This window comes from Caulobacter sp. LjRoot300 (assembly GCF_964253875.1).
Taxonomy (GTDB): Bacteria; Pseudomonadota; Alphaproteobacteria; order Caulobacterales; family Caulobacteraceae; genus Caulobacter.
The window spans coordinates 20,593-45,338 of record NZ_CAXUSA020000007.1 but is presented as its reverse complement, the minus strand read 5'-3'; the positions used below and the strand labels follow the sequence as shown (position 1 = coordinate 45,338).

The following is a 24,746-nucleotide window of genomic DNA, read 5'->3' as shown; positions in this document are numbered from 1 at the left end:
CTCTATCCGCCGCAGGTGCGGGAGGGTAGCGCGCCGGCGCGCCAAGGCGTCTCACCGTCGGCTGAACCAGGGGTTCCCGCCACAAGGGCGGGAATGACGGAAAAAAGGAGATACCCCGGCCACCGCCCTACCGCACCCGCGTGTAGTCCAGCCGCACCGCCTGAGCCTCCCGCCCGTCGCGCGTCTCGTAATAGGCGTAGGTGAAGTGGTCGTCGTCCTGGCGCGTCAGCACCTCGCGCAGCGGGATCGACTGGCCCGGATGGTCGAAGTCGGGCGTTTCGCCGAGGAAGGTGTAGCGACCGGCCGCCGCGTCATAGGCGCCCCGGGCGACGATCAGGCCGGTGAAGTTGACGTCCATCCACGTGCTGAAGAACGTCTTCGCCGCCGTGTCGTAGCCGATATAGCCCAGGCCCTGAAACGGCTTGTCCTGGCCGGCGATCCGCAGGTCCTGCCGCAGGTGACGGCCGTCCAGCACCATGGCCAGGTCGGCCTCGCCCTGGTCGACCGCCGGCGGCTTGTCGGGGCGGGTCCAGTAGCTCTGCCTGACCGTCCAGTGGCCGGCGAACCGGGCCAGGGCCGCGTGCTCGGCGTCCTGCGGCGCGGCCTGCGCGCCTCCGCCCGTCGCGATCGCGACCATCACCGCCGCCACGGCCAGCGCCGCCTTGAACCCGTTCCGCATGATCCGCGCCTCCGATTGAACACGACGGCAGAGGTGCGCGGGGACGCCGGCGGCCGCAACTACCTGGCGGGTCAGCGCAACTCGCCGGCGGCCAGCCGGGCGCAGACCTGGGCGGTGTGGTCGTCGGCCGGGAAGGCGCAGTCGATGCGCAGCTCGTCCAGCGTCACGTCGCGCGGGGCGGCGAAGGTGGTGATGGTCTCGAAGAAGCGCAGGGGCCCGGCGCGGCTGTTGAACACCATGGTCAGCACCGGGTCCGGCTCGGCGCCCAGCGCACGCAGCCGCCAGGCGGCCGGCACGTCGGGATAGCGCAGGATGTCGTCCAGCAGCCGGCGGAGCGCCGGGTCGTGGGGCGAGGCCATCATCTCGTCCTGCAGCTGGCGCACGAACTTGGCCGCCACCTCGGGCCAGTTGGCGATCACCGGGCGGAAATCGTCGGGGTCGAACACCTGGCGCAGCAGGTTGGTGTGCGGACTGGACCGCCCCTCCATCAGGAAGGCGTTGACCCGCATCGCCGCGTCGTTGGCGGCCAGCACCTCGAAGCGGCGGCTGATGACGAAGGCGGGATAGGGCTCCTGGTGGCGCAGGATCAGGTCGATCGCCTGGCCCATCGACCCCATCGAAGGGCTGGCCAGCGCCCGCTCGCCATATTGCGGGGCGTAGCCGGCGGCCAGCAGCAGGGCGTTGTGCTCGCGCAGCGGCAGACCCAGGGCGTCGGCCAGGCGCGCGATCATCTCGCGGCTGGGCTGGGCCCGGCCGATCTCGATGAAGCCGAGGTGGCGGGCCGAGACGCCGGACTCGTTGGCCAGGTCCAGCTGGCTCATCCGCCGCGCCGCGCGCTGCTCGCGCAGCAGCACGCCGATGGCCGGGCGCCCGTCCGGATGACGTCTCGGTGCGGGCGCGGCGGTCATGGCGATGTCCTCAGGCGTCGGGACCCAGATCTGGGACTGGCTCGGAAGCTTGTCCAGTCTCGGCCGACCGCCGCCCGCCGTCGCGCACGATCTTCTCCTCGGCCGTGCGCACCATGCGGCGCTGGTCATGGAAGGTCGCCAGCTGGGCGCAGGCGGTGAAGAAGCCGCCGGGCTGGCGGGTGTCGATCCCCTCGGCCAGGGTCAGCAGGTGAACCCCGGCCGCCTCCAGCCGCGCCAGCGCCTCCAGCAGGTCGACCAGGTGGGCGGCGAAGGCGTGCAGGTTGATGACCGCCAGCACGTCGCCAGGCTTCATCGCCGCCAGGGCCTGGTCCAGCCCCGGCTTGTGCACCGCCAGGCCGTAGCAGCGGTCGTGGAACAGCTGGTCGCAGCCGGCCTCGAACAGCCGCTGCGACTGCGGCCCGTCGATCACCACGCCCCTGACGGGCGGAACCCTGAGATAGCCGACCATGCGCATGGGCCGCTGTGTGGCGAAGATCGCGGCGCGAGGCTAGGGGTGAAGGCGCAAAGGTCGGGGATAAATCGGTCGGGGACAGGCGCATGCGCCTGTCCCCAGCTTCACGAACCGCCCTGCCGGCGCGCCGTCTGACGCCTTACCTCCTCATCCTCCCACGACTTCGTCGCGGGCCCCTCCTTCTCCCCATGGGAGAAGGTGACGATGGGGCCGCCCTGCCGCGCGACGACCACGCCCAGCATCGCCGCGATCTCGGCCGCCGGCTTGGGGCGGCTGATGAAGTAGCCCTGGATCTCGCCGCAGCCCTGGCGGCGCAGTTCGTCCAGTTGCTCCACCGTCTCCACGCCCTCGGCCGTGGTGGTGATGCCCAGGCTGGCGCCCAGGTCGAGCACCGCCTTGATGATCGCCAGGGCGTCGGCGTCGTCGAGGATGTCGCGCACGAAGGTCTGGTCGATCTTGATCTTGTCGAACGGGAAGCTGCGCAGATAGCTGAGGCTGGAATAGCCGGTGCCGAAATCGTCCATCGAGATCCGCACGCCCAGGGCCTTCAGGTCGTGCAGGATCGACATGTTGCCGGCCGTGTCCTGCAGCAGCACCGACTCGGTGATCTCCAGCTCCAGCCGCTGGGCGGCCAGACCCGAGGCGGCCAGGGCCGAGACCACGGTGGACACCAGATGCCGGTCGCGGAACTGGGCCGGAGACAGGTTGACCGCCAGGCGCACGTGGCCGGGCCAGCCGGCCGCCTCGCGGCAGGCCTCGCGCAGCACCCACTCGCCCAGCGGGTTGATCAGGCCGATCTCCTCGGCCAGTGGGATGAAGTCGGCCGGCGAGACCATGCCGCGCGCCGGATGGCGCCAGCGCAGTAGGGCCTCGCAGCCCATCACCCGGTCGGCGCCCAGGCTGTACAGCGGCTGGTAGTAAAGTTCGAACTGGCCCTCGGCCAGGGCCAGGCGCAGGTCCAGCTCCAGGGCGCGGCGGGCCTGCAGCTGCTCGTCCATGGCCCGCTCGAAGAAGTGGAAGGTCCCGCGCCCGTCGGCCTTGGCGCGGTAGAGGGCCATGTCGGCCTTCTTCAGCAGCTCGTCGCTGTCGGCGCCGTCATTGGGCGACACGGCCACCCCGACGCTGCCGCCGATCATCACCTGGTGGCCCTGCAGCCCGAAGGTCTCGGCCAGGGCCTCAACGATGCGGCCGGCCAGGCGCGTGGCGCCGGAAAGGTCGGTCAGGCCGCACTGCACCACCGCGAACTCGTCGCCGCCCAGCCGCGCGACGGTGTCGCCCTCGCGCACGCAGGCCCGCAGGCGCTCGGCGGCGGTCTTCAGCAGGGCGTCGCCGACCGGATGGCCCAGGGTGTCGTTGACGGTCTTGAAGCGGTCCAGGTCGATGCAGTGCACCGCCACAAGGTCCTCGCGCCGGGCCGCGCGGCCCAGCGCCGCGGCCAGGTCCTTCTGAAACAGCAGGCGGTTGGGAAGATCCGTCAACGGATCATAGTGGGCCAGGCGGGCGATCTGGGCCTCGGCCCGCTTGCGCTCGGCGATGTCCTCGGAGACGCCCAGCAGGTATTCCGCCGTTCCGTCGGGGCCGGGAATGGCGATCTTCTTGGTGCGCAGCAGGGCGACCGAGCCGTCCTTGCGCGGCACGTGGTCCTCCTCGATCACCCGCACCTCGCCCGACGAGATCACCTCGGCGTCGCGCTCCCTGTATATGGCGGCCTGCTCTTCCGGGTAGAAGTCGGCGTCGGTGCGGCCGATCATGTCGGCGCGGGCGTGGCCGAGGATCTTCTCGCCGGCCCGGTTCAGCAGCACATAGGCGTGGTCGTCGGCCCGCTTGACGAACACCATCGACGGGATGGCCTCGACCACCGCGGTCATGAAGGTATGGGCCTGGTCGGCGCTGGCCTTGGCCGCGGCCAGGTCGGCGACGCCCCGGCGGTTGGTCTCGTTGGCGGCCTGCAGCAGGCCCAGCACCGTGCCGACGCCCAGATAGCGGCCGCCGTCGGTGACGATGAAGCCGCGCAGCAGGTCGCTGGCCCGGTAGGACAGGCTGTCGCTGGTGAACGCCGCCAGCTCGACCTCGGCCTCGACCACCAGCGGGTCGGGGTCCATCAGCACCGAGATCGGCCGCAGGGCGTAGAGGGCGCGGCCGTATTCGGCGGCCATGCGCAGGAAGAAGGCATTGCGCTCGACCAGGCCGATCGGGCGATCGTCCGCGTCCAGCACCGGCACGATCAGGGTGTCCGGCTCCTCGCGGAACCGCTCGTACAGCGTCTTGCCCAGGGTGTCGGCGCGGGCCGGGACCAGGGAAGAAACGGTGTCTCGCAAGGTGAACATGGGTACGCCTCCACTCGCGGCTGGAGGGACCATTTCTGAGCTAACGACCGGCTAATCCGCGGTCGCAAGCGTGGCTATTTCACGAAAACTTCGCGGCGGCGTCACAGTGTTTGCCGGGGTGTTTACCGTGGCGGGCAAGCGAAGACGACGCGTGAAGACCCTCCCCCTATGGGGGAGGCGGTCCGCAGGACCGGTGGGGGGAGTCTTGGGCTCGTTCGATCCGGGGTGCGGTCAATGGCCGATCACTCCCCCCACCGTCGCCTTTGGCGACACCTCCCCCACAGGGGGAGGATCCGTTCGGACTCTCCTAGTGCACCGACACGCCCAGGCGGTTCCACAGGTTGATCATCGCGATCACCGTGGTCAGGGCGCTGGCCTCGACGTCGGTGAAGTGCTCGCGCAACGCGGCGCGCAGGGGGCCAAGGTCGGTGTGGGTCGGCAGCTGGGTCAGGGCCTCGGTCCAGGCCAGGGCGGCCTTTTCCTTGGCGGTGAAGTCCGAGACGTGGCTCCAGACCGTCAACCGGTCCAGCCGCTCGTTGGTCTCGCCGTCGTCGCGGGCTTCCTTGGAGTGCATCTTCACGCAGAAGGCGCACTGGTTCAGTTGCGAGGCGCGCAGCTTGACCAGGTGCGTCAGATGCTTGTCGATCCCCGCGCCCACCGCCGCGGTCTCGGCGGCGATGAACGCCTGGTAGACGGCCGGCACATTGATGTCGTGGCGGAAGGGGGCGGTTTCGGCGCTCATGGTCTTGTCCTCGATTGGGGCCCGGTGTTCGGGCTTTCGGGAACAAGACGAGGTCGGGCGGCCGGACGTGACATGCGCCGCGAATTTTTATCGACGGCCGCCGAACAACTGTCGCCAGGCAGAGAAAACCAACATGCCGAAACCCAGAATGGCGACCACGGGCAAGGCCAACCAGCCGGCATTGGCCAAGCCGCCGTCGAGCCCGGCGCCGAGCCAGTCGCGGCTCGATTGCCTACGCCCTCCGACTTCCCCCCCGAGAAGAGGATCGCGCGGGCTCGGCTCAAACACTACTGCAGCCCTTCGCGGCCGATGGCGTAGAACCGCGCGGCGCGCTGCTTCTTCAGCTCGGCCGGCGACAGCTTCATCAGGGCCTTCAGTTCGTCCTCGACCGCGTCGCCGACCGCTTCGATGGCGGCGGACGGGTCGGAATGGGCCCCGCCGGCCGGCTCCTCGACGATGCGGTCGACGATCTTCAGCTGGATCAGGTCCTGGGCGGTGATCTTCATGTTGGCGGCCGCGTCCTTGGCCCGGGCGCCGTCGCGCCACAGGATCGAGGCCGCGCCCTCCGGCGAGATCACCGAATAGATCGAGTGCTCGAGGATCAGCACCTTGTTGGCGCCGGCCAGGGCGATGGCCCCGCCGCTGCCGCCTTCGCCGACGATGGTGGCGACCATCGGGGTGCCCAGCACCAGGCCGCGCTCGGTCGAGCGGGCGATGGCCTCGGCCTGGCCGCGCTCCTCGGCCCCCAGGCCCGGATAGGCGCCGGCGGTGTCGACGAAGGTGATGACCGGTAGGTTGAAGCGCTCGGCCATGTCCATCAGCCGCACGGCCTTGCGATAGCCCTCGGGGCGGGCCATGCCGAAATTGTGCTTCAGGCGGGTGGTGGTGTCGTGGCCCTTCTCGTGGCCCATGACCACGACGGGCACGCCGCGAAACCGGCCCAGGCCCCCGACGATCGCCTGGTCGTCGGCGAACTTGCGGTCGCCGCGCAGCTCGACGAACTCGTCGATCAGGCCGGCGATGTAGTCCTTCAGATGCGGGCGCTCGGGGTGGCGGGCGACCATGGTCTTCTGCCAGGCGTCCAGGCCCGCATAGGCCTCCTTGCGCAACTGCTGGGCGCGATCGCGAAGCGCCTGGATCTCGCTTTCGAACGCGCCGGGGCCGGCCGTCTCGGAAAGCCGCGACAGCTCTTCGATCTTGCTTTCCAGATCGGCGATGGGTCGCTCGAAGTCGAGATAGTGCGCGGCCATGGGTCTCTTAACGTCGCCGTTGCGGAAAGGTGGCGAACCTAGAGCGCGATAACGCAAAACGAAACCGCTTTTGGCGCTTCGGCCTCGAAATCGGCCCAGAAGCGTCCCACGCGCGGGCCGGTCCTGCGACTCGTCGTCGCAGCGACACCTTGGCCGTGTGGGAACCCCTTTTGCGTCCCAGGGATTCGTCCCCAGGAGAGTCTCGTCTGAAAACCGATGGTTACTGGTTAATCGCGGGGTTCTCGCCTATATCCTCCTGGTCGGCTTAGAACCAAAGCCGGCGCCCGCGGCCCCGCCCATCGAATATGGACCCGGTCCCGCCTGATGCGAACGGACGTTCCCATGCAGGTGTTCACCTTCTTCTGTGTCGAGCCGGATGGCTCGGTGCCGCGCTTCGACGTCACCCCCTGCCCCGACGACCAGGCCGCGCGCCGTCGCGCCGAAGAGCTGGTCGGCGTCCATCGCGGCTGCGACACCGTCGAGGTGTGGCGCGGGGCCACGCGCCTGTTCGAGGTGACCTCGGCCCAGCGCGCGGCGGCCTAAAATCACATTCAGAACGGCTGTCATCCCGGGCGTAGCGAAGCGCAGACCCGGGACCGACGCCTGAGCGCCGCGTTTCCGGCGGTCCCGGATCTTCGCGCTTCGCGCTCGTCCGGGATGACAATTCCGGGGATGGCCTCAAATCCATCCAAGACGGCTCTGCCTGGCGATGGCAGGTTTCCGGCCCTAGCTCGGAGTCCGCCCATGATCGTCGCCCTCGCCCGCCCCTCCGCCATCGCCGACGACAGCGGCCACGGCGGGGTGCAGATCCTGGTCACCGCCGGCCCCAGCCGCTTCGCGGCCGACCTGGGCCCCGTGGACGGCGGACTGGACGTCGGCCCCAATCCCCACGACCTGGTCGCCGCCGGCCTGGCGGCCTGCACCACCCAGACCCTGCGGCTCTACGCCCGGCGCAAGGCCTGGGCGCTGGGCGCGGTGCATGTGGAGGTGACCTGGCGGCGCGACCCGTCCTCGCAGCCGGCCGACACCTTCGAACGCGTGATCACCCTGGGCGGCGACCTGGACGACGCCCAGCGGGCCCGGCTGATGGAGATCGCCGAGGCGTGTCCCGTGCACAAGATGCTGGTGGCGGGATCGCGGGTGGTGACGTCGGTGGCGGCGTAAACCAGAACCCTCCCCCTGTGGGGGAGGCGATCGCGAAGCGATCGGTGGGGGGAGTTTTGGGATCGTCGATCCTGCTTATGTCGGGCGCCCGACCACTCCCCCCTCCGTCGGCTTCGCCGACACCTCCCCACAGGGGGAGGACCTAACTAAAACCCATACAACGCCGCATACTCCGCATCCTTGGCCGCGATCTGTCGGGCGCAGTCGACCATGACCTTGGCCTGTTTCCAGGTGGCGTCGTCCTGCATCTTGCCGTCCAGCATGGCCACGCCCGTGCCGTCGGGCATGGCCTCCAGGATGCGCCGGGCGAAGGCCACCTCGTCGGGGGCCGGCGAGAACACCCGCTTGGCGATGGCGATCTGGCTGGGGTGCAGGCTCCAGGCCCCGGCGCAGCCCATCAGGAAGGCGTTGCGGAACTGCTGCTCGCAGGCGACCGGGTCGTCGATGGCCCCGAACGGGCCGTAGAACGGCTTGATGCCGTGGGCGGCGCAGGCGTCGACCATCTTGGCGAAGGTGTAGTGCCACAGGTCCTGCTGGACAGAGGCTCGGGGCGAACCGTCGGCGTGCGGGTCCTCGATGACGCGGTAGCCGGGATGGCCGCCGCCGACCCGGGTGGTCTTCATGGCCCGGCTGGCGGCAAGGTCGGCCGGCCCCAGCGAGATGCCCTGCATGCGCGGGCTGGCCCCGGCGATCTGCTCGACGTTCATCACCCCCTCGGCGGTCTCCAGGATCGCGTGCAGCAGGATCGGCCGGGTGACCCCGTGCTTGGCCTCCAGCGAGGCCAGCAGCTGGTCCATGTAGAAGATGTCCCACGGCCCTTCGACCTTGGGGACCATGATCACGTCGATGCGGTCGCCCGCCTTCTCGACCAGGGTGGCCACCTCGTCCAGGTGCCAGGGGGAGTTGAGGCAATTGATCCGCACCCACAGGCCCACGCCCAGGGCCCGGAAGTCGACCTCACGCGACATCGCCACCGCGCCGGCCAGGGCCGCGCCCTTGGCGTCGGCGGGGATGGCGTCCTCCAGGTTGGCCAGGATCACGTCGACGGTTGGGGCGATCTCGGGAAGCTTGGCGCGGACCTTGTCCAGGTGCGGCGGCACGAAGTGGATCATCCGCTCGACCCGGGCCGGCGGCTCGCGCCAGGGCGTCGGCGCGCCGATCGCCAGGGGTTTGAAAAAGCCTCGGGGGGTCTTCATGGCGCTCGCATCCCTGGTCTCTGCTTATTTCGCAGTTGCGAGATAAGGTGCGGCGGCGCGGCACGAGGGTCAAGACTGACGCTCGGGGAACCCTTGATCTCTCCCAGCCCAATGGTTGTCATCCCGGCCGGAGCGAAGCGCAGAGCCGGGATCCAGGTGAACCGCACCGCCTTCGCCCAGTCCCCTGGGTCCCGGACAGCCTCTACGAGGCTTCCGGGATGACAACGGAGGAAAGCTAGCGTTCAGGTTTCGGCGGCCCCTGAACCGGCGCCGGCGGTTCCTCGGGATCCTCGCGCGTCAGGTCCTCGGCCGCGTCGTTGCTGGACGAGAGCGCCGCGGCCTTGGCCTTGGCGCGGCGGGCGGCGCGGGGCTCCAGGCGCAGGGCGGCGCGGGCGTCGTCGCCCTCCTCGCCCAGCACGCCGCGCAGGCGCAGGTCGCGCTGCGGATAGGGGATCTCGATCCCGGCCCCGCGCAGGGCGTCGTCGATGGCCCAGGTATAGGCCGCGAAGATCGCCGCCGGCCGACGCACGGACTCGATCGTCGGCCAGACGACCAGCTCGAACTTCAGCGCCGAGTCGCCGTAGCCGACCAGCCAGACCTGGCTCTTGCGCACGGCGTCGTCGGGCGAGGTGAACGGCACCGAATGGGCGGCCTTCAGCACCGCGGCCCGCACCTTTTCCTTGTCGGCCCCGAAGGCGGTGACGAACGGCACGCGGATGCGGCGGTTGGAATGGTGCAGGGTCCAGTTGATGACCTGGTCGTTGACCAGCACCGAGTTGGGCACGACGATGTCGGTGCTGTCGTTGGTGCGGATGCGAGTGGCGCGCGGCCCGATCTCGTGGACCACGCCCCGGGCGCCGTTCGACAGCTCGACGAAATCGCCCACCGCCACCAGCCGTTCGAACACCAGCGAGATGCCAGAGGCGAAGTCCTTGATCACCCCCTGCAGGCCCAGGCCCACGCCGACGCCCAGGGCCCCGGCGAACACCGCCAGCGAGGTCAGGTCGATGCCCATGGTCGACAACGCGGCCAGGAAGCCGATCACCACCAGGCCGTAGGTCGCCAGCTTCTCGACCACGTACAGCGAAGAGGCGTTGTCGACCGCCCGGGCCCGCAGGCGGCGCAGGCCGGCGGCGGCCAAGCGCGCCGCCAGCATCGCCGCCGCCACGATCACGATCGCCGCGCCCAGCCCTCCCAGGGTGATGGTGCTCTTGCCCATCTTGACCAGTTCGAGGGCGTCGAGGCGCTGCAGCGGATTGTCGGCCATGGCGGCGAGTGTGGGGGCGCCGGGGCGGAAGGGGCAATACCCAAAGCCCCCTCTCCCATGGGGAGAGGGAGGGGCCCGCGCCGCCAGGCGTGGGAGGGTGAGGGGGTGGTGAGTCCGACGGAGCGCCGGCAGGGCGTTGCGAGAAATCGGTGAGGGTGTAACCCCTCACCCTCCCACCGCTACGCGGCGGGTCCCTCCCTCTCCCCTCCGGGAGAGGGCGACTATCTGCCCACCATCGCCAGGCCGGCCTCGCTGTAGCGGGCGCCCTCGACCGCGGTCTCGGGCACCGCGGCGGCGATCCGGGCCAGGTCGTCGGCCGACAGGACCACGTCGACGGCGCCGAGGTTCTCCTCCAGTCGGCTGATCTTGGTGGTGCCGGGGATCGGGGCGATGTGCTCGCCCTGGGCCAGGATCCAGGCCAGGGCCAGCTGGGCCGGGGTGATCCCCTTCTCGGCGGCGATCGCCGTCAGGGCCTCGACCAGGGACAGGTTCTTGGCCAGGGCCTCGCCCTGGAAGCGCGGCAGCCCCCGGCGGAAGTCGTTGTCGGCCAACGGCGCGTCGGCCTTGATCGCCCCGGTCAGGAAGCCCCGGCCCAGCGGGCTGTACGGCACCAGGCCGATGCCCAGTTCGCGGATCACCGGCAGGGTGGTCTGCTCCAGGTCGCGGAACCACAGCGAATATTCGCTCTGCAGGGCCGCCACCGGCTGGACGGCATGGGCCCGGCGGATGGTCTCGGGACCGGCTTCCGACAGGCCGAAGTGCTTGACCTTGCCCTCGGCGATCAGGTCCTTGACCGTCCCGGCCACGTCCTCGATCGGCACGTTCGGGTCGACGCGGTGCTGGTAGAACAGGTCGATCACCTCGACGCCCAGCCGCTGGAGCGAGGCCTCGGCCACGGCGCGGATGTGCTCGGGCCGGCTGTCGGTGCCGCGCATGCGGGCGAAGCCCTCGGCGGTCCCTTCCGGCGCGATGTCGAAGCCGAACTTGGTGGCGATCACCAGCTTGTCACGGAACGGCCTGAGGCCTTCGCCGACCAGCACCTCGTTGGTGTAGGGGCCGTAGACCTCGGCGGTGTCGAAGAAGGTCACGCCCAGTTCGACCGCCCGGGCCAGCACCTTGAAGGCGTCGGCCTTGTCCAGGGCCGTGCCGTAGACCTGGCCCATGCCCATGCAGCCCAGGCCGATGGCCGAGACTTCCAGTCCGTCGCCGAGTTTGCGCGTCTTCATGGTGATATCCTCATGTCTGGAATTGCGGTCGAAAGGCGCGGCCTTCCGACAGCGTGAAGATGGGCGCGGGCCCCGCCCAGGATAAGCGCTTGAAGTCTCAGCGGACTGCTGAGCAATACTCAGCAATGGACCAGCGCCCCCTGCCCGACCTCGCCGTCTTCGCCCTGGTGGCCCAGCATCGCAGCTTCCGCGCCGCCGCCCAGGTGCTGGGGGTCTCGGCCTCGGCCCTCAGTCACACGATGCGCAACCTGGAGGCCCGGCTGGACGTGCGGCTGCTGCACCGCACGACCCGCAGCGTCGCGCCCACCGAGGCTGGCGAGCGGCTGCTGGCGCGGCTGGCCCCGGCCCTGGCCGACATCGACGCGGCCCTGTCCGAGGTGGCGGCGTTCCGCGACCGTCCCGCCGGGCGGCTGCGGATCAACATCGCCCGCTCGGCGGCGCGCTGGCTGGTGGGCCCGCGCATCGGCGGCTTCCTGGACGCCTATCCGGACGTGCGGGTCGAGATCGTCTGCGACGACGGCCTGTCCGACATCGTGGCCGGCGGCTTCGACTGCGGCGTGCGGCTGGGCGAGAGCCTGCAGGCCGACATGATCGCCGCCCCGCTGGGGCGCGAGCTCAGCCAGGCCCTGGTCTGCGCGCCGTCCTATGTCGAGGCCCGCGGCGCGCCCGACCGACCCGAGGACGTGCTCGACCATCGCTGCCTGCTGTTTCGGCGGGGCAACGGCCAGCCCTGGCCGTGGGAGTTCGAGCGCCAGGGACGCGAGGTGGTGGTCAACCCGCCGGGCGTGCTGGTCAGCGACGAGAACGAGGTGATCCGCCGCGCCTGTCTCGACGGCGCGGGGCTGGCCTTCCTGATCCGCGACCAGGTGGCCGACGACATCGCCGCCGGCCGACTGGTCTCGCTGCTCGACGACTGGTGCGAGCCGTTCCCCGGCTTCTTCCTCTACTATGCCAGCCGCCGCCAGCTCTCGCCGGCCCTGCGGGCGTTCATCGACTGGATGCGAGCCTAGAGGCGTCGTCGAACGGCGTCGCCAGAAACGCCGGTGTCGTCTCGGCCCGCGCGGTCAGCGCCGCCAGGCTGGGGCACGCCGACGCCTCGACGGATTCGGGCAGGGTCCGGGTCGCGAAGGTCCAGGCTACCGCGCTGGTCGCCCAGGCCTGCGAGCCTTCCAGCCACGCCGGCGGCGAGGCCAGTTCGGCTTCCAGCAGGCTCCAGGCCGCGCCGAGCTGCCGCCGCACCCGGTCGATCCAAGGGGCGTGATGCTTGTCTTCGGGGCGCAGGTTGAACTCGTAGACCAGCGACACGGTCTTCTCGCAGGCGGCCAGGGCCAGGCCCAGGATCCGTTGGGCGCGGGCGTGTTCGGCCAGGTCGTCGGGGCCAAGGCGCAGCCCGGCCAGCCGCTCCAGATGGGCGATGATCAGGGTCGAATCCATCAGCGCCACGCCGTCGTCGGTGACCAGGGTCGGCGCCTTGACCACCGGATTGATCGCCGCGAACACGTCGTAGTGGCGAAACACCGACACCGGTTCGTGCGCGAACGGCAGGTCCAGCAGCCGCAGGGTCACGGCCACCCGCCGCACATAGGGTGAATCCAGCATTCCGATCAGCCGCATCACTGTCCTCCTAAGCCGTCGCCTGCGCCGCGAACCACGGCGTGATCCGCCGCAGCGCCTCCTCGACCTCCGGCGTCGAGACCGCGAAGCTGAAGCGGATGAACCGTCGGCCGTCCACCGGGTCGAAGTCGACGCCGGGCGCGGTGGCCACGCCGGTGTCGCGCAGCAGGGCCTCGCAGAAGGCCAGGCTGTCGTCGGTCAGGTGGCCGATGTCGGCATAGATGTAGAAGGCCCCGTCCGGCGGGGCGATCGAGGCCAGGCCCAGGGCCGGCAGGGCGTCCAGCAGCAGGGCGCGGTTGGCGCGGTAGACGGCGACATGGCCCTCCAGCTCGTCCAGGCAGTCCATGGCGACCAGGCCGGCGTGCTGGCTCAGCGACGGCGGGGTCAGGAACAGGTTGCCCATGAAGGCCCGGGCCCGCTGGACCTGCTCTGTCGGCACGACCACCCAGCCCAGCCGCCAGGCGGCCATGCTGAAGTACTTGGAGAAGCTGTTGACGATCAGGGCCTGGGGCTCGAAGGCCAGCATCGAGCGGGCCGGCTCGCCGTAGCTGAGGCCGTGATAGATCTCGTCGGAGACAATGCGGATCCCCCGGTCGCGACAGACGCCGGCGATCGCTTCCAGCTCGGCCGCGGGGATGATCGTGCCGGTCGGGTTGGCCGGGCTGGCGATGATCACCCCGGCCGGGGCGGGGTCCAGCGCGGCCAGGTGGGCGGCGGTCAGCTGGAAGCGGCTCTCGGCCCCGCAGCCGATCTCGACCGGGACCAGGTTCAGGGCCTTCAAGGTATTGCGATAGGCCACATAGCCCGGCCGGGCCAGGGCGACGCGGTCGCCCGGCTGGAAGTTCGAGGCCAGGGCCAGCACCAGGGCCGGCGAGGCGCCGCAGGTCAGGATGATCCGCTCGGGATCGACCTCGACCCCGTCCAGGTCGGCGTAGCGCCGGGCGATCGCCGCCTTCAGCAACGGGCTTTCCCAATAGCCCATGCCGTCGGTGTCCAGCACGTGATGCGCCGTCGCGATCGCCGCCTTGGGCGCGCCGGTCGAGGGCTGGCCGAACTCCATGTGGATGATCGACCGGCCCTGGGCCTTCATCTGGTGGGCCAGGCGGCTGATGGCGATGGCGTGGAAGGGTTCGATCTCGGAAGCGGGCATGCCGCGTAACTAGTCCGCGGCGGCGGGGGCGGCAACGGCGGCGTTGTCGGGTGGCTCAAAACGGTCTATCTCCGGTTGCGACGAACCGGGGGGCCGTCCATGGCAAAGAAGAAAGTCTACACATCCAAGAGCCCGACGCGGCGCGCCAAGGGCGCGATCGTTGGCCTGTGGATGCATCTGGCGGGCGCGGCCGCCTATGGCGCGGCCACGGCCTGGCAGCTGAGCTTCCTCCTTCAGCTGGATCCCGGTACGACGCTCTCCGCCGACGATCTGGGCAGCCAATCCACGGGCTTCATCCTGAGCTTCGCCTTGTCGGCCATGGTCTATGCCGCCTCATTGCCGATCTATCTGGTGCTATTCCTCATGTGGGTCCATCGCACCAACCGCAACGCCCACGTTCTGGCGCCCAGCTTCGACATGTCGCCCGCCTGGGGCGTCGGCTGGTTCTTCGTGCCGGTGGCCTGCCTGACCAAGCCTTTCGAAGGTGTCGAGAAGACCTGGAACATCAGCACGGACTCGGCGCGTTGGCGCTCGCTGGACACTCCGAACCTTCTGCGGGTGTGGTGGGGCCTGTTCCTGGCGACCAACGTCGTCGCGCTCGTCGGCAGCTTCGCCTCAAGCGACAACACGGCGGGCGGCCAGTCACTAGGCGCGTGCCTGACCATCGCGACCATGCTGGCGGCGATCGGCAGTTCGATCACCTCGATCATGCTGGTGCGCCAACTCACCCAGCGCCAGGTCACAGCCCTCAGCATGGCCACGTTCGAATAGCGCGCGGCGAAGCCCCGCAGGATTCGACCATCCTCCTTGACCTCCGCGGATCTGCTGGCCGCCGCGTGAGAAGGGCGTTTGGTCGAAAAGTCCGGACCGATGTCGGGAGACGCATGTCCTGATCGTCCTCGCCTTGAACCCGCCGACCGGCGGTCCCGTGGAGGAAAGCCATGCCCAAGATCACCCCCTTCCTGTGGTTCGACACCCAGGCCGAGGAAGCCGCCAACTTCTATGTCTCGCTGTTTCCCAATTCGAGGATCACCAGCGTCGCCCGCTATCCCAGCGACGCCCAGCCGCCGGCGGGACCGCCCGGGCGAGTGATGACCGTCGGCTTCGAGCTGAACGGCCAGACCTACACCGCCCTGAACGGCGGCCCGATCTTTCCCTTCACCGAGGCCGTGTCGTTCGTCGTCCACTGCGCCGACCAGACCGAGGTCGACCGCTACTGGGACGCGCTGATCGCCGACGGCGGCCGGGAAAGCCAGTGCGGCTGGCTGAAGGACAAGTACGGCCTGTCCTGGCAGATCGTGCCGCAGGAGCTGCTGGACCTCTATTCCAGCCCCGACAAGGCCGCCATCGGCCGGATGTTCGCGGCGATGATGCAGATGGTCAAGCTGGACATGCCGAAGCTGAAGGCGGCGTTCGAGGGGGCTTAGGTCTGATCCCTCCCCGTGGCAGGGCTATCGCATATGGTTTTGCTCTGAAAAAAGCTGTCATCCCGGACAAGCTCGGCGAAGCCGAGCGCCGATCCGGGACCGCCGCAAGCTCTGAGTTCACGCCCCGGTCCCGGATCTTCGCGCTGCGCGCTCGTCCGGGATGACAACTGCTTTTGGCCATATGCGATAGTCCTCCCCCACAGGGGAAGGATCCGGTTGCAGCCGCTCTACCTCCCGCTCTTGACTCAAACTCTACATATGTTGCTAATGGTCGCATGACCCGTGCGCCCAACATCTCGCGACAGACCCGATCGGTGCTGGCCGCCCTGCTGGCCCAGCCCCAGGCCTGGCGTTACGGCTACGACCTGTCCAAGGAGACGGGGCTGAAGTCGGGCACGCTGTATCCGCTGCTGATCCGGTTGAGCGACCAGGGGCTGCTGGAGGCCGAATGGCGCCAGCCGCTGCAGCCCGGGCGGCCGCCGCGCCACGCCTACCGCCTGACCGACACGGGCGCGGCCCTGGCGCGCGAACGGGTCGGCGGCGAGGTCTTCGCGAGCGCGACGCCGGCCAGGGCGAGGTTGGCCTGATGTCCCTGGCCCGCCAGATCGCCGAACATCTTCTGCGCCACGCGGCCGCCATCATGCCCGACCGTCGCCGCGACTGGGCCCTGGGCATGCAGGCCGAGCTCGCCGCCATCGACGCGCCCGGCCCGGCCCTGACCTTCGCGGCCGGCTGCGTCTGGGCCGCCTACCAGCAAAGGATCTCGCCGATGAGGATCGCGCTCCTGACCGGCCGCCTGGCCGTCGCGGTGGTCAGCTTTCTGACCGCCGCCGCCCACGCCTTCATGCCGCTATACATGCTGGCCGTCGTCGCGGACCTGAAACGCCACGGTCTCGACGGGTGGGCCGGAAGCTTCCGCCTCTTCCGGGGCCAGACCGCCGACAGCGCCGTCGCCGATCTCCTGTCGATACCGGCCTGGCACGTGGCCGCCATGCTGGGCCTGGCCGGGGTCTTCGCGGCGGGGGGGTGGTTCGCGGCGCGGGGCCAGTTCAGACGATTGCTGGTCGCCGTGGGCGCCGGCCTGGTGATCCACACCGCCAACACCCTGGCCCTAGTGGCGACCTGGCCGTCGCCCTACCTGGTGCATCCGGCGCTCGCCTGGCTGGACTATCTGGCCCTGGCCCTGTTGCTCATGGCGGCCGGCGCGTTCCGGAGCTTGAACCGCAGGGCGGCGAAAACCCCGGCGGCGGCCTGAGGTCTGTGGACAATTGATGGTCTTGGGCCGAATTCCTCGTCCTTCGACAAGCTCAGGATGAGGAATTCTACGGAGCCGCCTGACCAGTAGCCCTCATCCTGAGCCTGTCGAAGGACGAGGGCGCCGCCTCGACGCCAAACGCCTAGCGGTCCACGGAACCTAGGCCTTCTTCACGAACTCGGTCCGCAGCACCAGGCCGCGCACCTTTTCGACATTGGCCTCGATCTCGTCGGTGTCGCCGGTCAGGCGGATGTTCTTGACCAGGGTCCCGCGCTTCAGCGTCACGCCGCCCGAGCCCTTGACCTTGAGGTCCTTGATCAGGGTGACGTTGTCGCCGTCGGCCAGGATCGTACCGTTGCTGTCGCGGGTTTCGTCCGACATGTCGTTCTTCTCCTGAAAGGTGGGGGTGCTTAGCAGGGCGCGCGGCCAAATCAAAACCGCTCGGCGCCGCCTAGAGCGCGTTGGGCGAAAGTGTGAGCGGTTTCGCCCGCCAAACGCGCTCTAAATGTTTGAATCTAGAGCCTGTTTATCGGGATCAGATGATTCCATCTGATCCCGATAAACAGGCTCTAGCGCTCCGGCCGTGTCTTCTCGATCCCCGGGACCTCGCCGATCCGCGCGGCGAGGAAGTCGACCAGCAGCCGGACCCGGGCGACGCCCGCCCGTTCGGGGACGATCAGCATGTTCAGCGGGACCGGCGGCGGCGCGTAGTCCGGCAGCACCGCCTCCAGCCGGCCCGCCGCCAGCAGGTCGTCGACCAGCCACCGATGGGCGGGCGCCACGCCGCGCCCGGCGACAAGGGCCTCGCGCGCGGCCAGCCCGTGGTCGACCCGCAGACGGCCCCCGAACGGGATCGCATGGTGTTCGCCGTCCGGTCCCCGCAGGACAAGCGTCTCGCTGCCCGCCACGTTCGACATCCGGACGCCCTCGTGGCCGGACAGGTCCGCCGGCACGGCCGGCCGGCCCCGCGCCGCCAGGTAGTCCGGCGAGGCCGCCAGCAGGCGCCGAGACTGGCCCAGGGTCCGCAGCTTCATGGAACTGTCAGCGAGCGGCCCCAGGCGCAGCGCGATGTCGACGCCCTCCCGCACCAGGTCGACGCGCTCGTCGGTGAGGCCAAGGTCGATCCCGATGCCGGGATAGAGGTCCTGGAACGCGAAGATCAGTCGGCTGACGTGCAACACCCCGAAAGCCGCCGTGCACGAGATCCGGATCGTGCCGGCCGGCGCGCCGCGCGCGCCGCGCGCCTCGTCCGCCGCCTGCTCGACCAGCCGCAGGATCTGGACGCAGTGGGCGTAATAGCGCGCGCCTTCCTCGGTCATGGCGACCCGCCGGGTGGTCCTGCTGAGCAGGGGCGCGCCGACGGCCTCCTCCAGCTCCCGCAGGTGCCGGGTGACCGTCGACTGGCCGGCGCCCAGCTCCCGCGCGACGGCGGTCAGGCTTCCCCGTTCGGCCACCCGGACAAAGGTGCGCATGCGCTCCAGCGTGACGTCGGACCTATCCATTTTTCGGCATGATCCTATGCATTCACCATACGTACCGGATCATGGCGACGCCGCCTACCTGGAGGGTCGGTTTCCACCCCCTAGGATCGTCGACCCATGAAAGTCCTGCTTGTCTTCGCCCATCCCGAACCCCGCTCGCTCAACGGCGCGCTCCGCGACGTCGCCGTCCAGGAACTGCTGGCCCAGGGCCACGAGGTGCGGGTGACCGACCTCTATGCCGACGGCTGGAAGTCGCAGGTCGACCACGCTGACTTCCCCCTCCTGGCCCCGGACGCGCGCTTCAAGCCCGCCGCGGCCTCCAGCGAGGCCTTCGCCGCCGGCGGCCTGACCACGGACGTCAGGGCCGAGCAGGAGAAGCTGCTGTGGGCCGACGTCCTGATCCTCCAGTTCCCCCTCTGGTGGTTCGCCATGCCGGCGATCCTCAAGGGCTGGGTCGACCGGGTCTACGCCTACGGTTTCGCCTATGGCGTCGGCGAGCACAGCGACACGCGATGGGGCGACCGCTACGGTGAGGGAACCCTGGCGGGGAAACGCGCGATGTTGATCGTCACCGCCGGCGGCTGGGATGAGCACTATTCCGCCCGCGGGGTGAACGGCCCGATCGACGACCTGCTGTTCCCGATCAACCACGGGATCCTCTACTATCCCGGCTACGACGTGCTGCCGCCGTTCGTGGCCTGCAGGGTCGACCGCCTCGACGCGGCCGGTTTCGAACCCGTCGCCGAGCGCCTGCGCGACCGGATGCGAACGCTGGCGACCACCCCGCCCATCCCCTATCGGCGGCAGAACGGCGGCGACTACCTGATCCCGAGCATGACGCTCCGTCCCTGCCTGGGCGATCCCGGCGCGAACGGCTTCGCGCTTCACCTGGACAGGGCGGAGGGCTAGGGCGGATCGGCATTCAGCGCTTCGGACCGCTCGATCGATCTCCAAACTACCCCTTTGCATCCGTCATTCCCGCCCTGAAATGAGGGGGATACACCGATGCTGGCAAAGGTCGGCCGCCGGCCCTGAGGCGGACATGGCGGTCATCTGTACAGGGTGGGTTACAGACTTCAGATGGCGTTGGCCATTGAGCGCACGGCATGCCTCTATATTCGCGCGAGACCAAGTAGATTTGCGCGAGACCAAGTAGCGCGCCCGCCCCGACAAGAGCGAAGAGCGCTAGCTGTGGTCCAAATCCGAGGATTTGGTCCCGCCATGAGAGCATCAACGCCGTGCGTCCTGACCGATACGCGCGCTGTCGGGCGCGATGTGCCGACGAGGCGCCGCGCCGGCGGCGCAAACCTGTTGGTCAGGCGGCGGGTCGAAGGAAGGCTAGGCGTTCGTCCGTTCTGGCGGGCACGATCTCGGCGATTTCAGCTGTCACGACGCCTGCCGCGACGAAGGGATCGTTCTGGACCCTCGACTCGATTTCAGCCTGCGTCGCGCCATGGGCGACGACCATGCCGCCTGCGGCAGGCTGAAGGCTTCCGACCAGTAGGAACACTCCGTCTTCGAAGCCCTTCCTGATCCAGGCGTTGTGGTCATCCATTAAGGACGGCGCGCGGCTCTTGTCGGCGAATCGCAGGGTGATCACGAACATTGGCGTTCCTAAAAGCAAGGGAGGGAGCTCAAGAAGACTTGGGCGCCTGGGCGCCAAGCCAGGCCTTCAGGTCGGCCACCTCACGGCGAATGAAGGCCTCGTCTTTGAAAGCCGTGGCCAGCGTGGCGACGCCTTGGCTGCGCATCAGGGCGTGCATGGCGAGCGCGTCCGCCTCGTCGGCTCGGCCGAGCGCCACAAACTGAAGTTTCAGCCAATCACGGAAGAGCGTGAAGAGACCTGTGCTCGCCATCGCCGCTGAGTGGTCGAGCTTGGAAAGCTCGGTGCAAAGTGTTCCCACGGGGCAACCGTGGCCCATGATCTTGGTCCGGTTGACAATAAGGATCTCAAGGAAGCTTCGAATGCGATCGGCGGGACGTGGGCTTGCGCGTTCCCAGGAGGCGAGCATGGCCGACGTATTGACTAGCCGGAGCGCGATCACCGCGTCGAGGATCTCGTCCTTGGTTCGGAAATGATAATAGAAGTTGCCCCTCGACAGACCGGTGGCCGATGCGATGTCGCCGAACGTGGTGGCCTCAAAGCCGCGCTCATAGAACAAGCGATCCGCCGCTTCGACAATCTGCGCTCTCGTATCAGCAGCTGACACCTTGATCTCCACGCCGCATCACGCTTTAGGACAAACGACCTAGAGAGTCTAGGTTGTTTGTCCTAGGAATCGTCGGCCTGAGTGAAACCCCGCCCTTGTGGCGGGAATGACGGCGGGGGTGTCGATCCGCCCTAGCTACTTCCGCCCCAGCGGGTGCTTGGCCTTCACCACCTCCGCCAGGCGGTCGCCGGCCACGTGGGTGTAGATCTGGGTGGTGGCGATATCGGCGTGGCCCAGCAGGGTCTGGATGACGCGCAGGTCGGCGCCGCCCTCCAGCAGGTGGGTGGCGAAGGCATGGCGCAGCACGTGCGGGCTGACCGTCTCGCGGTCAATGCCCGCGGCGATGGCGGCGTCCTCCAGCAGCTGCGACACTCGGCGGCCGGTCAGCTTTCCGCCCTTGCCACGTGACGGGAACAGCCAGGGGCTTTCCTTGACGCCCTTTGGCAGGAATTGCGGCCTTGCCTCCAGATAGGCCTTCACGGCCGTACGGGCCGCGTCGTTCAGCGGGGCCAGCCGCTCCTTGCCGCCCTTGCCCTTGACCATCAGGAAGGCCGGGTCGCGGGCCAGGGCCGCCAGGGGCAGGTTCAGCAGTTCGGAGATCCGCAGGCCCGAGGCGTAGAGCAGCTCGATCATGCAGGCTAGGCGCAGGCCCTGGGCCCCGTCCTTGGCGGCCGCCGCCGCGATCAGCCGCAGGACGGCGTCGCGTGACAGCACCTTGGGCAGGGGCCGGCCGGCCTTGGGGGCCTCGACCCGGCGCGAGGGGTCGTCGCCCCGCCAGCCCTCGCCCAGCACGAAACGGTAGAACTGGCGCAGGGCCGAGCGGCGGCGGGCGGCGGTGGCCGGCGACAGGCCGCGCGCCCCCAGGTCGGCGAAATAGGCCTCGACCGCCTCGGCCGAGGCCCCGTCCAGGTCGCCGCGCGAGGCCAGGAAGGTGCGGGCGTCGACCAGGTCTTTCTCATAGGCGGTCAGGGTGTTGCGGGCGGCGGCGCGCTCGACGGCCATCATCTCGAGGAAGGCGTCGATCCAACCCCCGCTCTTTCCCGGAGAGGCGGCGGCGCTCATTTCACCTGCAGCGCCAGCAGCCCCTCCACGGCGAAGGCGCGGGCGTCTGCCTCCAGCCCGGCCTTCAGCAGGGCGCGGACCAGCCGGGCGCGGTCGACCGGGCCGGGACCGGCGGGGCCGGCGTCGGCGGCGATCGACAGGGCCAGCATCGCCGCCTCGCCCTGGCGGCCGGCGGCGGCCGCCTCGTCCAGCACGATCAGCCGTCCGGCCGGGGCCGTGGACTTGCCGGGATCGAAGGTCGCGAACGGGGCTCGGGCTTCGGGGCTGACGACGCCGCCCAACGCGGCCAGGATCAGGGCGGCCGGCTGGGCGGGCGACTTGGCGCCGCCCTGGACGCCGCGCTCGACCAGGCCGTCGAGGATCTGGCCGTCCTTCTTGCCCTCGGCGGCGGCCAGGGTCGCGTCCAGCAGGGCGAGGTCCGTGGTCGTGGCGCCGGCGGGCAGGACGTCGCCGGTCAGCTTGCCCCGGATGGCCCGGGCCGTGGCCGGGTCGCCGGCGGCCAGGGCGGCGCGGGCCAGCAGGACCGGGTCCTCCAGCGGCGCGTCGGCCCGGGCCAGGGCGGCGATGGCCGGCTGTGCGGCCTTGGCGGCGTCGGTGAAGGCGGCCAGCCCCTTGGCGCCGCGCAGGGCCGCGACGGCGGAGGCCTGGGCGGCGGTCAGGTCGGTGGGCGGCGCCGCGTCGGCCGGCCTGAGCGCCGCCTTCAGGGCCGGCGACGCGGCGGCGACGACGGCGGGCGTCGAGACGTCCAGGCCCAGCTTGCGCGACAGGGCGTAGTTGATCCCGTTCTTCAGGTTGGCCGCCCCGGCCGGCGTGCCCGACAGCAGGGCGTTCATCAGCCGGGCGTAGTCGGCGTCCTTGGTCTGCTGGGCGGCCAGGGTGAAGGTCAGCTGGGCCGCGTCGTGCTGGTCGCCGATCGCCTGGCAGAAGGCCCGCAGCCGCAGCCAGTAGGGCCCGCCGCGCTCGACGCTCAGCGCCTCGCCGACCTTGCAGGCCTTGTCGTCGGCCCCGGTGATCAGGGCCGCCTCGGCCGCCGCCATCGACAACGGAGCGCTGCCGGCCACGCCGGGGACGCGGTCGAGCACGGCGTCGGCGCCCTTGGCCTCGCCCAGGGCGATCAGGGCCATGGCCCGGGTCGCGCCCAGCTCCGGGTCGTCGCCGATCCCGGCCGGGGCGTTGGCGCCGGTGGCCAGCACCCGCCGCGCCAGGCCCGCCGTGGCCGGCGACAGCGGCTTGGCCGCCAGCTTGGGCAGGGCCTCCTTGACGACGCCGGGCGAGGCGTCCTTCCACAGGTCGCCCGACAGCCCCGTCTGGGCGGCCGGCGGCGAGAACAGGTCCGGCGCGGCCAGGGACTGGACCTGCACTGGTCCCTGCCCCCAGGCGGGAGCCGCCGAAAGCAACGCCGCCGCCAGGACGAAGGTCGAACAGGTCGTGAGTCGCTTGGAAGGAGCCATGGATCAACTATGCCGCAGGACGGGGGTTGGCGAAACTTTTCGCCCTGCCGAACACCCTGGACGCGGCTTTGGTCCAAACCTTGGCGGGACGCCCCGCCCTCGTGTAAACCGCCAGCAGGCCATGACCGACGATCCCGCCCCCTCCCGCCCCGACGACCAGGGTCCCGACCCCAAGGCGATCCTGCGCCGCAAGACCATCGTGCTGGTCGGGCTGATGGGCGTGGGCAAGTCCAGCGTCGGCCGCCGCCTGGCCACGGCCCTGGACCTGCCGTTCCGCGACGCCGACAACGAGGTCGAGGCCGCCGCCGGCCGCTCGATCCCCGAGATCTTCGCCGAGATGGGCGAGCCGGCCTTCCGCGACGGCGAGCGGCGGGTGATCGCCCGGCTGCTGGACGAGCCGCCGCACGTGCTGGCCACCGGCGGCGGGGCCTTCGTCAACGCCGAGACCCGCGCCCTGATCAAGTCCAAGGCCGTCGCCGTCTGGCTGAAGGCCGACCTGGAGCTCTTGGCCCGTCGCGTCGGTCGCAAGGAAGGCCGGCCGCTGCTGAAGGGCCGCGACCCAATGGACGTGCTGCGCGAACACGCCAGCCTCCGCTATCCCGCCTATGGCGAGGCCCACCTGACCGTCGAGACCGGCGACACCGCCCATGGCGTGGCGGTCGAGGCCGTGATCCAGGGCCTGAGGGGCTACCTGGCCCCGTCCGAAAGCCCGTCCTCATCCGAAAGCGAGTCCAAGTGATCACCACCATCCCCGTGGGCCTGGGCGCGCGCGCCTATGACGTGGTCGTCGGCACCGGCCTGATCGACCGGGCGGGGGAGCACATCGCCCCACTGTTGAAGCGCAAGCGGGTGGCGGTCGTCACCGACACCATCGTCGGCGAGCACCACGGCGAGCGCCTGGCCAACGCCCTGGAGCACGCGGGGATCGCCACCGACGTGATCCTGGTCCCGCCCGGCGAGGAGACCAAGAGCTTCGAGGGCCTGGCCGCGCTGAGCGACCGGCTGCTGGCCCTGAACCTGGAGCGCGGCGACATGGTCATCGCGTTCGGCGGCGGAGTGGTCGGCGACCTGACCGGCTTCGCGGCGGCGATCTACAAGCGCGGCATCGACTTCATCCAGATCCCGACCACCCTGCTGGCCCAGGTGGATTCGTCCGTGGGCGGAAAGACGGCCATCGACACCCCGCGCGGCAAGAATCTGATCGGCGCCTTCCACCAGCCGCGCCTGGTGTTGGCCGACCTAGACATCCTGGCCACCCTGCCCGCCCGCGAGCTGGCCTGCGGCTACGCCGAGATCATCAAGTACGGCCTGTTGGGCGACTTCGTCTTCTTCGAGTGGCTGGAGGCCCACGTGAAGGCCGTGCTGGAGCGCGACACCGCCGCCCTGGTCCGCGCCGTCGGCCGCTCGGTGGAGATGAAGGCCGAAATCGTCGCCGAGGACGAGAAGGAGACCGGGCGCCGGGCCCTGCTGAACCTGGGCCACACCTTCGGCCACGCGGTCGAGGGCGAGATGGGCTTCGGCGACGCGCTCAAGCACGGCGAGGCCGTCGGGCTGGGCATGGCCCAGGCCTTCCGCTTCTCGGTCCGCCAGGGCCTGTGCTCGGCCCAGGACGCGGTCCGCGCCGAGGCCGCGATCAAGGCCGCCGGCCTGCCGACCCGCCTGTCCGACGTCCGCCCCGAGCCGTTCAGCGCCGACGCCCTGATCGCCCACAGCGCCCAGGACAAGAAGGCCGAAGGCGGGCTGCTGACCTTCATCCTGGTCCGCGGCATCGGCGACGCCTTCGTGGCCAAGGACGTCGACCGCGCGGCCTTGCGGGCGTTCCTGATCGAGGAAGGCGCGCTCTAGTCGGCGCGAGCCGGTTGGCC

At 69.9% G+C, this 24,746-nt stretch carries 26 protein-coding genes and 1 pseudogene; 10 read left to right on the top strand and 17 right to left on the bottom strand.

What is annotated here, in order from left to right:
- Window positions 1-127: 127 nt before the first annotated feature.
- From ACSQ2G_RS20745 to ACSQ2G_RS20720, 6 genes and pseudogenes are all read right to left on the bottom strand, one after another.
- Window positions 128-679: a DUF1579 family protein gene (locus ACSQ2G_RS20745; protein WP_436034123.1), complete on the bottom strand. Its 552-nt coding sequence runs from the start codon at window positions 677-679 to the stop codon at window positions 128-130.
- Between the two features lie 71 nt (window positions 680-750).
- A complete protein-coding gene (locus tag ACSQ2G_RS20740) occupies window positions 751-1,587 on the bottom strand; it encodes a helix-turn-helix domain-containing protein (RefSeq protein ID WP_436034122.1) in 837 nt (278 codons plus the stop codon).
- A 10-nt stretch (window positions 1,588-1,597) separates the two neighbouring features.
- A complete protein-coding gene (locus ACSQ2G_RS20735) occupies window positions 1,598-2,062 on the bottom strand; it encodes a recombinase family protein (RefSeq protein ID WP_436034120.1) in 465 nt (154 codons plus the stop codon).
- 136 nt (window positions 2,063-2,198) lie between these two features.
- Window positions 2,199-4,386, bottom strand: a pseudogene (locus tag ACSQ2G_RS20730) (putative bifunctional diguanylate cyclase/phosphodiesterase).
- Window positions 4,387-4,693: 307 nt separating this feature from the next.
- A complete protein-coding gene (locus ACSQ2G_RS20725; RefSeq protein WP_310087019.1) occupies window positions 4,694-5,128 on the bottom strand; it encodes a carboxymuconolactone decarboxylase family protein in 435 nt (144 codons plus the stop codon).
- A gap of 287 nt (window positions 5,129-5,415) precedes the next feature.
- Window positions 5,416-6,378 (bottom strand): acetyl-CoA carboxylase carboxyltransferase subunit alpha, encoded by a 963-nt coding sequence (locus ACSQ2G_RS20720; RefSeq protein ID WP_436034117.1) that lies wholly within the window; start codon window positions 6,376-6,378, stop codon window positions 5,416-5,418.
- 342 nt (window positions 6,379-6,720) lie between these two features.
- Between ACSQ2G_RS20720 and ACSQ2G_RS20715 the strand changes: the two genes are divergently transcribed.
- Both ACSQ2G_RS20715 and ACSQ2G_RS20710 read left to right on the top strand, forming a co-directional pair.
- A complete protein-coding gene (locus tag ACSQ2G_RS20715) occupies window positions 6,721-6,921 on the top strand; it encodes a hypothetical protein (RefSeq protein ID WP_310087011.1) in 201 nt (66 codons plus the stop codon).
- A gap of 201 nt (window positions 6,922-7,122) precedes the next feature.
- Complete coding sequence (locus tag ACSQ2G_RS20710; protein ID WP_436034115.1) at window positions 7,123-7,542, top strand: OsmC family protein; 420 nt, start codon at window positions 7,123-7,125, stop codon at window positions 7,540-7,542.
- Between the two features lie 146 nt (window positions 7,543-7,688).
- On the opposite strand, the gene ACSQ2G_RS20705 is transcribed toward ACSQ2G_RS20710, so the two are convergent.
- The 3 genes from ACSQ2G_RS20705 to ACSQ2G_RS20695 form a co-directional block, all read right to left on the bottom strand.
- On the bottom strand, window positions 7,689-8,738 hold the full coding sequence (locus ACSQ2G_RS20705) for an HpcH/HpaI aldolase/citrate lyase family protein (RefSeq protein ID WP_436034113.1): 1,050 nt from the start codon (window positions 8,736-8,738) through the stop codon (window positions 7,689-7,691).
- Window positions 8,739-8,973: 235 nt separating this feature from the next.
- Window positions 8,974-10,005, bottom strand: coding sequence for a mechanosensitive ion channel family protein (locus tag ACSQ2G_RS20700; protein WP_436034111.1), 1,032 nt, complete (start codon window positions 10,003-10,005; stop codon window positions 8,974-8,976).
- Between the two features lie 221 nt (window positions 10,006-10,226).
- Window positions 10,227-11,231: an aldo/keto reductase gene (locus tag ACSQ2G_RS20695; protein WP_436034110.1), complete on the bottom strand. Its 1,005-nt coding sequence runs from the start codon at window positions 11,229-11,231 to the stop codon at window positions 10,227-10,229.
- A 125-nt stretch (window positions 11,232-11,356) separates the two neighbouring features.
- On the opposite strand from ACSQ2G_RS20695, the gene ACSQ2G_RS20690 reads away from it, so the two are divergent.
- On the top strand, window positions 11,357-12,241 hold the full coding sequence (locus tag ACSQ2G_RS20690) for a LysR family transcriptional regulator (protein ID WP_436034108.1): 885 nt from the start codon (window positions 11,357-11,359) through the stop codon (window positions 12,239-12,241).
- Here the strand turns inward: ACSQ2G_RS20690 and ACSQ2G_RS20685 are convergent.
- Complete coding sequence (locus ACSQ2G_RS20685; RefSeq protein WP_436034106.1) at window positions 12,219-12,845, bottom strand: glutathione S-transferase family protein; 627 nt, start codon at window positions 12,843-12,845, stop codon at window positions 12,219-12,221. The genes ACSQ2G_RS20690 and ACSQ2G_RS20685 overlap by 23 nt on opposite strands.
- 10 nt (window positions 12,846-12,855) lie before the next feature.
- Complete coding sequence (locus ACSQ2G_RS20680) at window positions 12,856-13,995, bottom strand: aminotransferase class I/II-fold pyridoxal phosphate-dependent enzyme (protein WP_436034104.1); 1,140 nt, start codon at window positions 13,993-13,995, stop codon at window positions 12,856-12,858.
- A 99-nt stretch (window positions 13,996-14,094) separates the two neighbouring features.
- Here ACSQ2G_RS20680 and ACSQ2G_RS20675 point away from each other — a divergent pair, with 99 nt between their 5' ends.
- The 4 genes from ACSQ2G_RS20675 (at window position 14,095) to ACSQ2G_RS20660 (ending at window position 16,677) form a co-directional block, all read left to right on the top strand.
- Window positions 14,095-14,766: a DUF4328 domain-containing protein gene (locus tag ACSQ2G_RS20675; protein ID WP_436034102.1), complete on the top strand. Its 672-nt coding sequence runs from the start codon at window positions 14,095-14,097 to the stop codon at window positions 14,764-14,766.
- 170 nt (window positions 14,767-14,936) lie between these two features.
- Window positions 14,937-15,422 (top strand): VOC family protein, encoded by a 486-nt coding sequence (locus ACSQ2G_RS20670; protein ID WP_436034100.1) that lies wholly within the window; start codon window positions 14,937-14,939, stop codon window positions 15,420-15,422.
- A gap of 275 nt (window positions 15,423-15,697) precedes the next feature.
- Entirely contained in the window at window positions 15,698-16,009 is a 312-nt protein-coding gene (locus ACSQ2G_RS20665; RefSeq protein WP_436034098.1) for a PadR family transcriptional regulator, read from the top strand.
- A complete protein-coding gene (locus ACSQ2G_RS20660; protein ID WP_436034096.1) occupies window positions 16,009-16,677 on the top strand; it encodes a hypothetical protein in 669 nt (222 codons plus the stop codon). Before ACSQ2G_RS20665 ends, ACSQ2G_RS20660 begins: the two co-directional genes overlap by 1 nt.
- Before the next feature lie 159 nt (window positions 16,678-16,836).
- Here the strand turns inward: ACSQ2G_RS20660 and ACSQ2G_RS20655 are convergent, their stop codons facing one another.
- Entirely contained in the window at window positions 16,837-17,058 is a 222-nt protein-coding gene (locus ACSQ2G_RS20655; RefSeq protein WP_056758688.1) for an alkylphosphonate utilization protein, read from the bottom strand.
- 188 nt (window positions 17,059-17,246) lie between these two features.
- Window positions 17,247-18,179, bottom strand: coding sequence for a LysR family transcriptional regulator (locus ACSQ2G_RS20650; protein ID WP_436034095.1), 933 nt, complete (start codon window positions 18,177-18,179; stop codon window positions 17,247-17,249).
- A 96-nt stretch (window positions 18,180-18,275) separates the two neighbouring features.
- Between ACSQ2G_RS20650 and ACSQ2G_RS20645 the strand changes: the two genes are divergently transcribed.
- Window positions 18,276-19,067, top strand: coding sequence for an NAD(P)H-dependent oxidoreductase (locus tag ACSQ2G_RS20645; protein WP_436034093.1), 792 nt, complete (start codon window positions 18,276-18,278; stop codon window positions 19,065-19,067).
- 406 nt (window positions 19,068-19,473) lie between these two features.
- On the opposite strand, the gene ACSQ2G_RS20640 is transcribed toward ACSQ2G_RS20645, so the two are convergent.
- The 4 genes from ACSQ2G_RS20640 to ACSQ2G_RS20625 all read right to left on the bottom strand — a co-directional run bounded on the left by ACSQ2G_RS20640 (window position 19,474) and on the right by ACSQ2G_RS20625 (window position 22,881).
- On the bottom strand, window positions 19,474-19,764 hold the full coding sequence (locus ACSQ2G_RS20640) for a YciI family protein (RefSeq protein WP_436034091.1): 291 nt from the start codon (window positions 19,762-19,764) through the stop codon (window positions 19,474-19,476).
- A gap of 28 nt (window positions 19,765-19,792) precedes the next feature.
- On the bottom strand, window positions 19,793-20,380 hold the full coding sequence (locus ACSQ2G_RS20635; protein WP_436034089.1) for a TetR/AcrR family transcriptional regulator: 588 nt from the start codon (window positions 20,378-20,380) through the stop codon (window positions 19,793-19,795).
- Between the two features lie 123 nt (window positions 20,381-20,503).
- Complete coding sequence (locus tag ACSQ2G_RS20630) at window positions 20,504-21,430, bottom strand: site-specific tyrosine recombinase XerD (RefSeq protein ID WP_436034087.1); 927 nt, start codon at window positions 21,428-21,430, stop codon at window positions 20,504-20,506.
- Window positions 21,427-22,881: a hypothetical protein gene (locus ACSQ2G_RS20625; protein WP_436034085.1), complete on the bottom strand. Its 1,455-nt coding sequence runs from the start codon at window positions 22,879-22,881 to the stop codon at window positions 21,427-21,429. The genes ACSQ2G_RS20630 and ACSQ2G_RS20625 overlap by 4 nt, the downstream gene beginning before the upstream one ends.
- Window positions 22,882-23,002: 121 nt before the next feature.
- On the opposite strand from ACSQ2G_RS20625, the gene ACSQ2G_RS20620 reads away from it, so the two are divergent.
- A complete protein-coding gene (locus ACSQ2G_RS20620) occupies window positions 23,003-23,620 on the top strand; it encodes a shikimate kinase (protein WP_436034083.1) in 618 nt (205 codons plus the stop codon).
- Window positions 23,617-24,726, top strand: coding sequence for a 3-dehydroquinate synthase (aroB, locus tag ACSQ2G_RS20615; protein ID WP_436034081.1), 1,110 nt, complete (start codon window positions 23,617-23,619; stop codon window positions 24,724-24,726). The genes ACSQ2G_RS20620 and aroB overlap by 4 nt, the downstream gene beginning before the upstream one ends.
- The last annotated feature ends 20 nt before the right edge of the window (window positions 24,727-24,746 follow it).

What these genes read in the sequence shown, in the direction of transcription:
- ACSQ2G_RS20745 (WP_436034123.1), bottom strand. Translation starts at nt 679, where the DNA reads ATGCGGAACGGGTTCAAGGCGGCGCTGGCCGTGGCGGCGGTGATGGTC.
- ACSQ2G_RS20740 (WP_436034122.1), bottom strand. Translation starts at nt 1,587, where the DNA reads ATGACCGCCGCGCCCGCACCGAGACGTCATCCGGACGGGCGCCCGGCC.
- ACSQ2G_RS20735 (WP_436034120.1), bottom strand. Translation starts at nt 2,062, where the DNA reads ATGCGCATGGTCGGCTATCTCAGGGTTCCGCCCGTCAGGGGCGTGGTG.
- ACSQ2G_RS20725 (WP_310087019.1), bottom strand. Translation starts at nt 5,128, where the DNA reads ATGAGCGCCGAAACCGCCCCCTTCCGCCACGACATCAATGTGCCGGCC.
- ACSQ2G_RS20720 (WP_436034117.1), bottom strand. Translation starts at nt 6,378, where the DNA reads ATGGCCGCGCACTATCTCGACTTCGAGCGACCCATCGCCGATCTGGAA.
- ACSQ2G_RS20715 (WP_310087011.1), top strand. Translation starts at nt 6,721, where the DNA reads ATGCAGGTGTTCACCTTCTTCTGTGTCGAGCCGGATGGCTCGGTGCCG.
- ACSQ2G_RS20710 (WP_436034115.1), top strand. Translation starts at nt 7,123, where the DNA reads ATGATCGTCGCCCTCGCCCGCCCCTCCGCCATCGCCGACGACAGCGGC.
- ACSQ2G_RS20705 (WP_436034113.1), bottom strand. Translation starts at nt 8,738, where the DNA reads ATGAAGACCCCCCGAGGCTTTTTCAAACCCCTGGCGATCGGCGCGCCG.
- ACSQ2G_RS20700 (WP_436034111.1), bottom strand. Translation starts at nt 10,005, where the DNA reads ATGGCCGACAATCCGCTGCAGCGCCTCGACGCCCTCGAACTGGTCAAG.
- ACSQ2G_RS20695 (WP_436034110.1), bottom strand. Translation starts at nt 11,231, where the DNA reads ATGAAGACGCGCAAACTCGGCGACGGACTGGAAGTCTCGGCCATCGGC.
- ACSQ2G_RS20690 (WP_436034108.1), top strand. Translation starts at nt 11,357, where the DNA reads ATGGACCAGCGCCCCCTGCCCGACCTCGCCGTCTTCGCCCTGGTGGCC.
- ACSQ2G_RS20685 (WP_436034106.1), bottom strand. Translation starts at nt 12,845, where the DNA reads ATGCGGCTGATCGGAATGCTGGATTCACCCTATGTGCGGCGGGTGGCC.
- ACSQ2G_RS20680 (WP_436034104.1), bottom strand. Translation starts at nt 13,995, where the DNA reads ATGCCCGCTTCCGAGATCGAACCCTTCCACGCCATCGCCATCAGCCGC.
- ACSQ2G_RS20675 (WP_436034102.1), top strand. Translation starts at nt 14,095, where the DNA reads ATGGCAAAGAAGAAAGTCTACACATCCAAGAGCCCGACGCGGCGCGCC.
- ACSQ2G_RS20670 (WP_436034100.1), top strand. Translation starts at nt 14,937, where the DNA reads ATGCCCAAGATCACCCCCTTCCTGTGGTTCGACACCCAGGCCGAGGAA.
- ACSQ2G_RS20665 (WP_436034098.1), top strand. Translation starts at nt 15,698, where the DNA reads ATGACCCGTGCGCCCAACATCTCGCGACAGACCCGATCGGTGCTGGCC.
- ACSQ2G_RS20660 (WP_436034096.1), top strand. Translation starts at nt 16,009, where the DNA reads ATGTCCCTGGCCCGCCAGATCGCCGAACATCTTCTGCGCCACGCGGCC.
- ACSQ2G_RS20655 (WP_056758688.1), bottom strand. Translation starts at nt 17,058, where the DNA reads ATGTCGGACGAAACCCGCGACAGCAACGGTACGATCCTGGCCGACGGC.
- ACSQ2G_RS20650 (WP_436034095.1), bottom strand. Translation starts at nt 18,179, where the DNA reads ATGGATAGGTCCGACGTCACGCTGGAGCGCATGCGCACCTTTGTCCGG.
- ACSQ2G_RS20645 (WP_436034093.1), top strand. Translation starts at nt 18,276, where the DNA reads ATGAAAGTCCTGCTTGTCTTCGCCCATCCCGAACCCCGCTCGCTCAAC.
- ACSQ2G_RS20640 (WP_436034091.1), bottom strand. Translation starts at nt 19,764, where the DNA reads ATGTTCGTGATCACCCTGCGATTCGCCGACAAGAGCCGCGCGCCGTCC.
- ACSQ2G_RS20630 (WP_436034087.1), bottom strand. Translation starts at nt 21,430, where the DNA reads ATGAGCGCCGCCGCCTCTCCGGGAAAGAGCGGGGGTTGGATCGACGCC.
- ACSQ2G_RS20625 (WP_436034085.1), bottom strand. Translation starts at nt 22,881, where the DNA reads ATGGCTCCTTCCAAGCGACTCACGACCTGTTCGACCTTCGTCCTGGCG.
- ACSQ2G_RS20620 (WP_436034083.1), top strand. Translation starts at nt 23,003, where the DNA reads ATGACCGACGATCCCGCCCCCTCCCGCCCCGACGACCAGGGTCCCGAC.